Annotated in this window: 8 protein-coding genes and 5 pseudogenes; 11 read left to right on the top strand and 2 right to left on the bottom strand. The window is 58.6% G+C overall.

Features of this window, described 5'->3' with window-relative positions; translation table 11 throughout:
• Positions 1-593, bottom strand: a pseudogene (locus MKL51_RS17785) (IS5-like element ISAba13 family transposase); the annotation flags it as partial.
• A 53-nt stretch (positions 594-646) separates the two neighbouring features.
• Positions 647-724, bottom strand: a pseudogene (locus MKL51_RS17780) (IS630 transposase-related protein); the annotation flags it as partial.
• 410 nt (positions 725-1,134) lie between these two features.
• Between MKL51_RS17780 and MKL51_RS17770 the strand changes: the two are divergent.
• The 11 genes and pseudogenes from MKL51_RS17770 to MKL51_RS17720 form a co-directional block, all read left to right on the top strand.
• Positions 1,135-1,704 carry an Hsp20/alpha crystallin family protein gene (locus tag MKL51_RS17770; RefSeq protein ID WP_000350434.1) on the top strand — a complete coding sequence of 190 codons (570 nt, stop codon included), beginning with the start codon at positions 1,135-1,137 and terminating at the stop codon, positions 1,702-1,704.
• 93 nt (positions 1,705-1,797) lie between these two features.
• Positions 1,798-4,647, top strand: a complete 2,850-nt coding sequence (gene clpK, locus MKL51_RS17765) for a heat shock survival AAA family ATPase ClpK (protein ID WP_004834873.1) — start codon at positions 1,798-1,800, stop codon at positions 4,645-4,647.
• A 3-nt stretch (positions 4,648-4,650) separates the two neighbouring features.
• Positions 4,651-4,821: pseudogene (locus MKL51_RS21050) on the top strand (PLDc N-terminal domain-containing protein); the annotation flags it as partial.
• 165 nt (positions 4,822-4,986) lie between these two features.
• Positions 4,987-5,340, top strand: a pseudogene (gene yfdX1 / locus MKL51_RS17755) (heat resistance protein YfdX1); the annotation flags it as partial.
• Between the two features lie 102 nt (positions 5,341-5,442).
• Positions 5,443-6,330: a heat resistance protein YfdX2 gene (gene yfdX2, locus MKL51_RS17750; RefSeq protein ID WP_002126446.1), complete on the top strand. Its 888-nt coding sequence runs from the start codon at positions 5,443-5,445 to the stop codon at positions 6,328-6,330.
• A gap of 89 nt (positions 6,331-6,419) precedes the next feature.
• On the top strand, positions 6,420-7,031 hold the full coding sequence (gene hdeD-GI, locus MKL51_RS17745; protein WP_004834871.1) for a heat resistance membrane protein HdeD-GI: 612 nt from the start codon (positions 6,420-6,422) through the stop codon (positions 7,029-7,031).
• A gap of 79 nt (positions 7,032-7,110) precedes the next feature.
• Positions 7,111-8,256, top strand: coding sequence for a hypothetical protein (locus MKL51_RS17740; protein ID WP_005130191.1), 1,146 nt, complete (start codon positions 7,111-7,113; stop codon positions 8,254-8,256).
• Positions 8,246-8,686 carry a heat resistance system thioredoxin Trx-GI gene (gene trx-GI / locus MKL51_RS17735; RefSeq protein ID WP_004834869.1) on the top strand — a complete coding sequence of 147 codons (441 nt, stop codon included), beginning with the start codon at positions 8,246-8,248 and terminating at the stop codon, positions 8,684-8,686. Before MKL51_RS17740 ends, trx-GI begins: the two co-directional genes overlap by 11 nt.
• A gap of 3 nt (positions 8,687-8,689) precedes the next feature.
• On the top strand, positions 8,690-10,396 hold the full coding sequence (locus tag MKL51_RS17730; protein WP_032006326.1) for a cation:proton antiporter domain-containing protein: 1,707 nt from the start codon (positions 8,690-8,692) through the stop codon (positions 10,394-10,396).
• A complete protein-coding gene (locus tag MKL51_RS17725) occupies positions 10,371-11,024 on the top strand; it encodes a PAS domain-containing protein (protein ID WP_228129001.1) in 654 nt (217 codons plus the stop codon). The genes MKL51_RS17730 and MKL51_RS17725 overlap by 26 nt, the downstream gene beginning before the upstream one ends.
• Positions 11,021-11,613 (top strand): annotated as a pseudogene (locus MKL51_RS17720) (IS5-like element ISAba13 family transposase); the annotation flags it as partial. The gene MKL51_RS17725 and the pseudogene MKL51_RS17720, both read left to right, overlap by 4 nt.

Genomic DNA, 11,613 nt, shown 5'->3' with positions numbered 1-11,613 from the left:
TAAGCTCCATCGGTATAGACGGAGTCAACTCTCTCATCTTGTGGAATCTGATCGAGTAAATCACCAAGTACCTGTGAATCACTCACATTGTTGGTTGTGAGCTGAACAGCGCGTATTTGTAAGGTTTTAGCATCTATACCCATATGTAATTTACGCCATTGGCGACGATATTCAGACTGATGTTTTTTACGCTTCCATTCACCCTCACCTAAGAATTTCAGACCTGTAGAGTCAACGATTAGATACAGTCCATCACAACTTTTTTGATAGCTAATCACAATATCAATATGCTGTTGTCGTCTACAAATTGTAGTGTAGTCTGGCGCTATCCAATTTAACCCACAAAGATGGATGAGACTTTGAACAAAGCCAGTGACCATGCGTAAAGACAATCGGAAGAGAGATTTAATCATTAGGCAGCATTGGATAGCTGCGTCGGAGTAAGTTTGATTTCGTCCTTGTTTGCCTTTTGATGGGGCATACCATTGCGTAGCAGGATCAAACCAAATGGCAATATTTCCACGATTAATGAGAGCTCGGTTATATGAAGACCAATTGGTTGTGCGATAAATTTTAGGTGTCGACTTATTCATTTGAAAATTATATTGTGGAATAAGCCTTTAGAGATAGGTTTGTGCAACAAAGCCATTTCGAAGTGCTGAGCAACCGCTCGAATAGATTGGCCTTCTTCAAGCTTGGCTAATATTTTCTTTCTAAAATGTATTGTATTGGTATCGGTATTGTATTGGTTTTTTTGCGTGCTTACTATACGTTGTCTGGGGCAACGGAAGTGTTTCGACCCGACTCTGGAACGCGATCCGCAGCGACGACTAGGCAATTCCGCACGTTGGCCTGATCAGGTCGCCCCGCTGCACCTTGTCTGAGCAGTCGACCTGCATCAATGGGGCGGGAGATCGCTGTACATTGAATGTTGATATTCTTTCCTGATAAGCGCAGTATCTTACAAAGTCTTGCAAGGATTTCCTTGGCCGGAACCGCAAAGTGACGCGATTGGAGAGGGCGAAATGAAAGCGCACCTACAGGTGATTTTCACGCTCGATGAATTGGCAGCGTACTTGAAAGTCGGCAAGCGGAGTGAGCGAGAGTCTTCAATTTTTCTTCTGGAGGTGTGACATGGACATTGATTTCAAGAAATTGGCTCCCTGGAACTGGTTCAAAAAGGAGCAGGAAGAACAACAGAGCACTGCCTCGCTGCCGGTGCAGCGCAATGACCTGCAGGTGTCGGGTGGGCCCGTCAGTCCCATCCTGCAATTGCATCGCGAGATCGACCGCCTGTTCGACGACGCGTTCCGAGGCTTCGGTTTCCCGACGCTGGCCATGCCACGCTGGCCGTCGGACTGGCCGGGCATGCTGAAGCCGGCGCTGGACATCCAGGAGACCGACAAGCAGTACAAGATCGCCCTGGAAGTACCCGGCGTCGACGAAAAAGACATCCAGATCACGCTCGACAACGACGTGCTGCTGGTGCGCGGTGAAAAGCGTCAGGAGCAGGAAACGAAAGACGGCGGTTTCCACCGGGTGGAGCGCTCCTACGGTAGCTTTCAGCGCGCTCTGAACCTGCCGGCCGATGCCAACCAGGACACGATCAAGGCCGCTTTCAAGAACGGCGTGCTCACGATCACGATGGAAAAGCGCGAGGCCAGTACGCCCAAGCAGGGGCGCTCGATCCCGATCAACGGCTGACGCGGGGCAGCGCGTTTTTCTCAAAAACCAAAAAGAAATGAGGCACCGTGATCGGCGGTGCCTCTTCAGATCAATCTTTACAGGAGTATCAGCATGGACAGAAAACAATGCCAGGTCTGCGGCCAACCCGCCACCGTGCGGGTGGAAGCCAATCTCAACGGTCGTCACAGCACCATGCTGTTGTGTGACGACCATTACCGTCAACTGGTGCGCCAGCAAAAGCGCACCGTCTCGCCGCTGGAAGCCTTGTTCGGCTCGCGCAGCGGCCTATTCGAGGACTTCCTCGGCAGTGACTTCTTCCGCATCGGCGACGACGCGACGCCGATGGCCGCCGATACCGATGACGTGGTCGATGCCTCGTTCGGCGAGCCCGCCGCCGCAGGTTCGGGTGCGCCGCGCCGTCGCGGCAGTGGTTTGGCCAGCCGCATCAGCGAACAGTCGGAAGCCCTGCTGCAGGAGGCCGCCAAACACGCTGCCGAATTTGGCCGCGCCGAGGTGGATACCGAACATCTGCTGCTGGCGCTGGCCGACAGCGACGTGGTCAAGACCATCCTGGGTCAGTTCAAGATCAAGGTCGATGACCTCAAGCGGCAGATCGAGTCCGAGGCCAAGCGCGGGGACAAGCCGTTCGAGGGCGAGATCGGCGTGTCGCCGCGCGTGAAGGATGCGCTCAGCCGCGCTTTCGTGACCTCCAATGAACTCGGCCATTCCTATGTCGGTCCGGAGCACTTCCTGGTCGGTCTGGCCGAGGAAGGCGAAGGGCTGGCCGCCAACCTGCTGCGCCGTTACGGCCTGACGCCGCAGGCGCTGCGCCAACAGGTCAGCAAGGTGGTCGGCAAGGGCGCCGAGGATGGCCGCGCCGAGACGCCGACCAACACGCCGGAACTCGACAAGTACTCACGTGACCTGACCAAGATGGCGCATGACGGCAAGCTCGACCCGGTGATCGGCCGTGCGCAGGAGATCGAGACCACCATCGAGGTGCTGGCCCGGCGCAAGAAGAACAACCCGGTGCTGATCGGCGAGCCGGGCGTGGGCAAGACCGCCATCGTCGAGGGGCTGGCGCAGCGCATGGTGGCCGGTGAAGTGCCCGAGACCTTGCGCGACAAGCGCCTGGTGGAACTCAATATCAACGCCATGGTGGCCGGCGCCAAGTATCGCGGCGAGTTCGAGGAGCGCGTGCAAAAGGTGCTGAAGGAGATCTCCGAGCACCAGGGCGAGCTGATTCTGTTCATCGACGAGGTGCACACCATCGTCGGTGCCGGTCAGGGCGGTGGCGAAGGCGGGCTGGACGTGGCCAACGTCTTCAAGCCGATGATGGCGCGCGGCGAGCTGAACCTGATCGGCGCCACCACGCTCAACGAGTACCAGAAATACATCGAGAAGGATGCCGCGCTGGAGCGGCGCTTCCAGCCGGTGACGGTGCCCGAGCCGACAGTGGCACAGGCCATCATGATTCTGCGCGGCCTGCGCGACACCTTCGAGGCGCACCACAAGGTCAGCATCTCTGAGGACGCGATCATCGCGGCGGCTGAGTTGTCCGACCGCTACATCACCGCCCGCTTTTTGCCCGACAAGGCCATCGACCTGCTCGACCAGGCGGCCGCGCGCGTGAAGCTGTCGGCCACGGCCCGGCCGGTGGCCGTGCAGGAGCTGGAGTCCGAACTGCACCAGCTGCGGCGTGAACAGGATTACGTGGCCGCGCGCAAGCAGTACGACAAGGCCGCCGAGCTCGGCAAGCGCATCGAGGCCAAGGAGGCCGAGCTCAAGAAGCTGATCGAGGGCTGGGAGCGGGAGCGGGCCTCTGGCAGTGCCGAAGTCAAGGCAGAACACGTGGCCCAGATCGTTTCGCGCCTGACCGGCATCCCAGTCAACGAGTTGACGGTGGAAGAGCGCGAAAAGCTGCTGCACCTGGAACAACGGCTGCACGAGCGCCTAGTGGGACAAGACGAGGCGGTCCGTGCCGTGGCCGATGCCGTGCGGCTGTCTCGCGCGGGCTTACGCGAAGGTAGCAAACCGGTGGCTACCTTCCTGTTCCTGGGCCCGACCGGGGTGGGCAAGACCGAGCTCGCCAAGGCGCTGGCCGAGTCCATCTATGGCGATGAAGGTGCGCTGCTGCGCATCGACATGTCCGAGTACGGGGAACGCCATACCGTGGCACGTCTGGTGGGGGCGCCTCCAGGTTACATCGGTTACGACGAAGGCGGTCAGCTCACCGAGAAGGTGCGGCGCAAGCCCTACAGCGTGTTGCTGCTGGACGAAATCGAGAAGGCTCACCCCGACGTCTACAACATCCTACTGCAGGTGTTCGACGACGGGCGGCTCACCGACGGCAAGGGCCGGGTGGTGGATTTCACCAATACCATCATCATCGCCACCTCGAACTTGGGCTCGGACATCATCCAGCGTCGGCTGAAGGCCCGTGACGCCGCCGGCGAGGAATACGAGAAGACCAAGTTCGAGGTGATGGACGTGCTGCGCGGACACTTCCGCCCCGAGTTCCTCAACCGCATCGACGAGATCATCGTCTTCCATGCGCTGGGCAAGGAGGAGATCCGCCATATCGTCGGCCTGCAGCTCGATCGTGTGGCCCGCAACGCCGCCAGCCAGGGCGTGACGCTCACCTTCGATCAGACGCTGATCGACCATTTCGCGGAAGAAGGCTACAAGCCGGAGTTCGGTGCGCGTGAACTCAAGCGCCTGATCCGCAGCGAACTGGAAACGACGCTGGCGCGCGAGATGCTCGGCGGCGGCATTGGCAAGGGCGATCACGCCAGCGCCCGCTGGGACGACAAGGCCGAACGGGTGGTCTGCGAGCGCCAGGAGCCACCCGCGAAGCCGGCCGAGCCTGAGAAGCCCGATGCCGCGAAGCCGGCCGAGACGCCGCCGAGCGACGCGAGCAAGCCTGCGCGCAAGAAGAAGTCAGCGGGCGGCGAATCTTGAGCGATGGGGGCTGTCGTGTCCGACCCCAACGGGCTGACATGGGCAGCCACCCTCGTGCCGCTGGCGGTCACTATCCCCACAGCGGGGCACACGGTCATCTTCAAGCGTGACCCTCGATCGGCCACGCTGTGGGTGCTGCTGATCGCGCTGTTGCCGCTGGGCGGTTCGCTGCTGTATGGGCTGTTCTGCATCAACCGTTACCAGCGGCGGGCGCGGCGGCTGTTTCCGGGGGCAGATCCTGCTGTTCGGCAGGACCTCACGCCTACGATGCCCCAGACCGTATCGGCGCCGTTTGCCGGCCTGGCGCACCTGGTGGGACGTGCCACCGGCCAGTCGCTGACCAGCGGCAAGATCGACAACGCCAAAGCGGAACTCGCCCGAGCACTGAACACCCTGGTGGTGACCTCGGTCGCCTTTCCTCTGACCGTGCTACGGGCCGAAGCCGCGATCGCAAAAGCTGAAAAGCTGGCCGAGACCGACAAGCGCGATGCCAAGCAGAACGAGGAGCTCAGCACCTTGCTGTCGTCCGTGTGCACGGAGATCGAGATGGCGCAGATCCTGGGTTATGGCAAGAAGGCAGACTTCAAACCCATCTTCGATCAGGTGAAGTTCATTGAGCAAAAGTCGGCTGGTGGCAAAAGCGGCAAGGGATGGTTCGACGAGTTGAAGACGCGCATCCAAAAGCTGTTTTGAGGTGATGAAGGGGCTGACTGCTCTGTCGGTCAGTCTCGCGATGTTCGCATTCAGCCCCAATAGATTCGCCTATTTTCACTATCTCATACGAGGTATATCACCATGAATGAGCAAACACCGAATCCCAATGCGACGAACGAAGGAATAAACGAACAGGCCGCGGTAAGCAGCCTTCCTGTCAGTCCAGAGGCCAAGCCTGAAGTCGTCACGGAGGTACAGCCTGAGGTTCAGAAGGAAACGGACTCGCAGGCGGCAGACAAACGTAAACAAGTCCTCGATGAGGCCGTCTCGGCCTTGTCGCTGACCAAATCAGCGCTGGCCGCACTTGACGGCAAGGACACTGCACGCGCATTGGCAACGCTGGCCGAAGTGACGGGAAAGCTGGAGCTGATCGTCGCGCGCGAACCCACGCTCGCCCTGGCCGGCGTTGATGTGCGCACCATCGTGCACGACTTGTTCGCCAACACGGAAACCATTGAGGCGATGACCGACGAGGCGCTGGATGCCCTCAAACATGGCGAGGTGCAACGGGCTCGCCACGTGCTGGCTTTGCTGGCCAGTGAAATCGTGATCACAGTCACCAACATCCCTTTGGCGTCCTATCCCGCAGCCGTGAAGGCAGTCGTGCCGCTGATCGATCAGGGCAAGATCGAAGAAGCCAAAGCCGCGCTGCAGTCAGCGCTCAGCACGCTGGTCGAGGAGCGCAGCGTGCTTCCGCTGCCCGTCCTGCGTGCGAAGCTGCTCCTGAAGCGCGCAGAGCCCCTGGTAGAAGATGGTCAGCGCAGCGAAGCATCCAATGAGCGCCTGGAGACATTGTTGAACGAAGCCCGGCAGCAGTTGGAAATGGCAGAACTGCTGGGCTATGGTAAAAGGAAGGACTTTGAGCCCCTATACGCTGAACTCAAGAAAATCAAGGAAAAGACGGGAGGGGGAGGCTGCGGAAAAGGCTGGCTCGATGAAGTCAAGGCAAAACTGTCCAAGTTGTTCTGAAACCGCTGGAGAGGGGGCGCATAGCGCCCCCTCTCTTGTCCCATGAGTGTTTGATTTTTTATTTTGTATAGATCTTTAGGAGATATTGCATGAACACAGATACCATCGCCAATTCCAATGCGGATGACCCCACCAAAGCACTGTGTTCGCTGAGCCAAAATTGGTGGCTTTTTGTGCTGCGCGGTGTCTTGGCATTGATTTTTGCAGCCCTCGCGTTCTGGATGCCACAATCGGCTCTGTTGGCCATGACCATCATGTTCGGCGCATTTTCCTTGGTCAATGGCGCGTTCAACTTGTTTGCAGCGGTGCGCCATATCCAGAAAAAAGAGCGCTGGGGCTGGCTGCTGTTCAGCGGCATTGTCGGCATACTTACGGGCGTCGTCGTCCTGGTTGCTCCTTGGGTCGCCACGATAGTCTTGGCTTCTTTTTTATGGGCTAGCGTGGGCTTCTGGGCGATTTTCACCGGTGTGCTGGAGATATCCGCCGCCGTTCGGCTGCGTCGGGAAATCAAGGGTGAAATCTGGCTTGCCCTCAGTGGACTGCTCTCGATTATACTTGGCGCTATCGTCTTGTGGATATTTTTTACCCGTCCGGTCGAGTCATTCGTGGCCGCAGGCTGGCTGTTGGGTTTCCATGCGGCAGTCTATGGCGTCACGCTTTTGTTCTTTAGTTGGAGTCTTCGCAAAACGCGCCTGGGGTAAGAGCGTGCCAAACCAAAATCTATGGATATGAGCATCCTCGATTCATACCTCCATAGAAATGACATCGAAGGAGTCATACATGCAGATGCAATATAGCTATCGAGCTATCGACAAAGAGTTTCATGAACCTTGGCAGAGAGCTTTGGGAAATGTGATCGAGCACGCCCTCAAGCCATTGCTCGACAAACACACTAAAGATTCAGCGCAACTTCAAATCATCCTTGATCGCGACAAGATCAAGCGGCAATTTCTGGCCAGTGGCTATATGCACCTGCCCGGCAAAAAGATTGTCAGCGTTACTGCATCACATGACGAGCTGACGCCCCTCGCGCAGATGCTCGCAAAGTCGTTGTTCCGTCAGGCCAAGAAGCATTTTGACCGACTGCATGCTCAGGATCAAATCAAGCGCAAAGCACGACGCGAGCGCTTGCGCGAGCTCAAGGTGCGGATTGCCGCAAAACCCGCATCAGCCGCCCATAAGGCCGAGGTGACCCGAATGCCTCTACTGTCGAAACTTGAGGCTGTCGCAAGGCGTGAGCTGGCTTATCTGCGGGCCGTCGGCGATTTACCGCGCGATTATCCGACGCTACGCGACGTGGTGGATGAAGCGATTGTCCGAGCTGAGGTGGAATGGCAATCCGTGCCGGGGGAAAAAAAGGCTTACACCGGTCTTTTGAAGCATCTGTTCGCCGTCCTGGATAACGAAGTGGCAAGCAGCCGGCAATTTGGCGAATTCGTTTCTCTGGACGCGCCGGTCGAACCGGATGCCCAAGACGTGGCCGAGGCCATGGTGGAAGAGGAAATCTTCGAATTTTATCAGCCCGATGACACACTCAAGCTGGCCGATATCTTCGCTGGCAGTCAGCATCCCGATGTCGCAACGATCGCGGAACAGGAGGAGCTGATTGATCGGTCGAGCGAGTTCGCTTTTGCATTTGACCTGCTGAAGGACATGCCGCGTTTGTGGCGGCGCATTTTTCTGCTTATCCGTGTGGACGGGCTGAATGCCAGCAGCGTCTCTGAAATCCTGCTGATTCCTAATAAGGAAGATGCTGTCCGAAGGTGGCTCATGCAGGCCGAAGCATTCATCGCTGCTCATCTGGAAGAGGCCGGAGTAAGCAAAAACGGGAACGATTGGCTCCAAGGCGTTGATTGGTCGGCATTGTCTGTGACCCGAAGCGAGGCAGCCTCACTGTGGTCCAAGGAGGCGAACCATGAAGAATGATCTTCACCTCGTCTGCCCGCATTGCCAGTCCATCAACCGCGTACCGACTGCGAAGCTATCGGAACATCCCAACTGTGGCCGCTACCAGCAGCCCTTGTTCACGGGCGAGCCCATCGAGTTGACCACGGCGACGTTCTCGCGCCACGTGGAGCGCAGCGATCTGCCGCTGCTGGTCGATTTCTGGGCGCCATGGTGCGGGCCGTGCAAGATGATGGCGCCACAGTTCCAGCAAGCGGCGAACCAGCTCGAACCGAGGATCTGGCTGGCGAAGGTGAATACCGAGGCTGAGCCCCACCTGGCCGCGCAGTTCGGTATCCGCAGCATCCCGACGCTCGCCCTGTTCCAGAGTGGGCGGGAGATCGCCCGTCAGGCCGGCGCGATGGGCACGCAGGACATCGTGCGCTGGACGTCGACGCAAGTGGGACGCTGACCGATGCAGGGCTTGCTTGGTGCTACGTTAATCCTGCTGGCGGCTTGCAGCCTGGCGGCGATGGCGACGGCGGCGTTCAGAGTGCCCGCCTTGCTGGGGTATCTCTCTGTCGGCGTTGTACTGGGCCCCTCAGTCATCGGCGTGATCGCGCCGGGGGAGACGCTGAGCTTTCTGTCCGAGCTGGGCGTGGCGCTGCTGTTGTTCATGGTCGGACTGGAATTTTCCCTCGGACACTTCTGGCTCGCCCGCAGGACAGTGCTGATGGCGGGCGCTCTGCAGATGATCGCCGTGGCCCCGCCGCTGATCCTGCTATTGATGTGGCTGGGGCAGCCCGGCCAGAGCGCCGTGCTGCTCGGCACTGCGGCGGCCATGTCGTCCACGGCGCTGGTCAGCCGACAACTGGCCGACCAAGGCGAGCTCACCACCCGCCACGGCCGCAGTGCCATCGCCGTGCTGGTCTTTCAGGACCTGGCCAGCGTGCCCCTGTTGGCCTTGCTGGCGATCTGGGCGCGCGGCGAGTCGCCGAAGATCGAGCATGTGCTGCTCGAAGTATTCGGTGTGCTGCTGCTGTTCGCGGCAGCGGCCCTCGCCTCGCGCCGTCTGTTGCATGGTCTGCTGGGCTGGGTGGCGCGGCGGGGCCACGAGGAATCGTTCGTGCTCGTCTCCTTGTGCGTGGTGGTGGCTGCCGCCGCCGCTGCGCACGCGGTCGGCGTATCCGCCGCCCTGGGGGCCTTCCTCGCCGGGATGGTGCTGGGCGAGAGCGACTTCCGGCACCACATGGAAAGCCACCTCAGGCCGTTTCGCGATGTGCTGTCGGGCCTGTTCTTCGTGACCATCGGCTTGCAGCTGGATGTCGCGCAGATCGTGGCAGCACCGCTGGCGGTACTGGGCTGGCTGTTGGCCTTGGTGCCTCTCAAGATGGGGCTGAACTTTCTGGCTCTGCGCGCAACCCGCCTGTCGGCGCTCGACGCCTGGCGCACAGGCATCGTGCTGGGGCATGGCGGCGAGTTTGCGCTGCTGCTCCTGGGCATGGTCATGCAGCAGCACTTGGTTGCCGCCAACGTGGTGCAACCGATGCTGATCGCGTTGGTGCTGAGCATGGGGTTGGCGCCGCTCCTGATCCGACACCATGACCGTTGGGCGCGGGCATTCAGCCGCTCGGGCGCACTCGGTCAGCCACCGCAGGCCGAAGAAGGCGAAGTCGCCGAGCGGGCGCGGTCGTTGCGCGACCATGTGATCATCTGTGGGGCGGATGAAGTCGGGCTGCTGCTGAGTCGAACGCTGCGTCTGGCAGGCGTGCCGCATTTGCTGCTGGAATCGGACCGCCAAAGGGTCGAAGCGGGTCGTGCGATGGGGGCGCCGGTGTCGTATGGCGATGCCAGTCGGCTCGACACCCTGGCCGCCGCCGGATTGGCCCATGCCCGTCTGGTGGTGCTGACGCTTGTTCGTCCGCAGACGGCCGAGCGCATTGCGCGAGCGGTCCTCGAACGCCGCCCGACCTTGCCCTTGGTGGTGGCCACTGACCGCGTAACGGATGCCCAGCTTTTGCGTAATCTGCCCAATGTCAGGCTGTACCCGTTGTACCTGGCTTTGGGACTGGGGCTGGCCGAGCAGGTGCTGTTGATGCTGGGCATCAATGCCGACTACGTCAACCGCCGGATCGAGGAATTACGGCAGACACTCAGTGAGTCAGGTGGGGATAGACCATGAACGGGCCGGCCATTGGGTTGATGGTGTCGCTACTTGCCAATATTGGCATGGCGGTTGCGCGTGGGGTTTTGCTCGTACCAATCGCCAGAGGCGCGACGAGCTGAAGCTTCGCCAACAAGCGAAAATCGACGACAACGAACGGATCGCCATCGCCCTGGAAGGCGCAGAATTGGGGTTCTGGGAATGGGATATCGCCACCGACAGCTTCAGGCTTTCTGCCCGCAGTCTGGCGATGTTCGGCTTCACCTCCGACGACGAGAAGATTGGCGCCACCCATGCCGCATGGCAAGCGCGTATTCACCCGGAGGATTTACCGGTCGTTCTGGCAAAGGTGCGCGCTTATCAAGAAAACCCGTCGGAGCGATTGGAGTGCGAGTACCGCGTTCGTCATCGATCCGGCGTTTGGATTTGGGTTTTGGATCGCGGCCGATGGCTGGGTGACGCGGGCAGGCAACTGATAGTCGGCACTCTGCTCAACATCTCTTCTCGCAAGGAAATGGAGCAGCAGTTGCTGCGTATGGCGATCACCGACCCCTTGACCGGCTTGTCGAACCGGCGGGCGTTTAACGAGGCTTTGTTGCACAAACCTATCTCTAAAGGCTTATTCCACAATATAATTTTCAAATGAATAAGTCGACACCTAAAATTTATCGCACAACCAATTGGTCTTCATATAACCGAGCTCTCATTAATCGTGGAAATATTGCCATTTGGTTTGATCCTGCTACGCAATGGTATGCCCCATCAAAAGGCAAACAAGGACGAAATCAAACTTACTCCGACGCAGCTATCCAATGCTGCCTAATGATTAAATCTCTCTTCCGATTGTCTTTACGCATGGTCACTGGCTTTGTTCAAAGTCTCATCCATCTTTGTGGGTTAAATTGGATAGCGCCAGACTACACTACAATTTGTAGACGACAACAGCATATTGATATTGTGATTAGCTATCAAAAAAGTTGTGATGGACTGTATCTAATCGTTGACTCTACAGGTCTGAAATTCTTAGGTGAGGGTGAATGGAAGCGTAAAAAACATCAGTCTGAATATCGTCGCCAATGGCGTAAATTACATATGGGTATAGATGCTAAAACCTTACAAATACGCGCTGTTCAGCTCACAACCAACAATGTGAGTGATTCACAGGTACTTGGTGATTTACTCGATCAGATTCCACAAGATGAGAGAGTTGACTCCGTCTATACCGATGGAGCTTA

It is taken from the genome of Acinetobacter sp. AOR18_HL (genome assembly GCF_027855145.1).
In the GTDB taxonomy this organism is placed as follows: domain Bacteria; phylum Pseudomonadota; class Gammaproteobacteria; order Pseudomonadales; family Moraxellaceae; genus Acinetobacter; species Acinetobacter pittii.
The sequence above is the reverse complement of the archived record's forward strand: the minus strand, read 5'-3'. Positions and strand labels throughout refer to the sequence as shown.

Bases quoted from the DNA above. Each gene is read 5' to 3' on its own strand.
- MKL51_RS17730 (WP_032006326.1), top strand. From the start codon at position 8,690: ATGCAGGGCTTGCTTGGTGCTACGTTAATCCTGCTGGCGGCTTGCAGC.
- clpK (WP_004834873.1), top strand. From the start codon at position 1,798: ATGGACAGAAAACAATGCCAGGTCTGCGGCCAACCCGCCACCGTGCGG.
- hdeD-GI (WP_004834871.1), top strand. From the start codon at position 6,420: ATGAACACAGATACCATCGCCAATTCCAATGCGGATGACCCCACCAAA.
- MKL51_RS17770 (WP_000350434.1), top strand. From the start codon at position 1,135: ATGGACATTGATTTCAAGAAATTGGCTCCCTGGAACTGGTTCAAAAAG.
- trx-GI (WP_004834869.1), top strand. From the start codon at position 8,246: ATGAAGAATGATCTTCACCTCGTCTGCCCGCATTGCCAGTCCATCAAC.
- yfdX2 (WP_002126446.1), top strand. From the start codon at position 5,443: ATGAATGAGCAAACACCGAATCCCAATGCGACGAACGAAGGAATAAAC.
- MKL51_RS17740 (WP_005130191.1), top strand. From the start codon at position 7,111: ATGCAGATGCAATATAGCTATCGAGCTATCGACAAAGAGTTTCATGAA.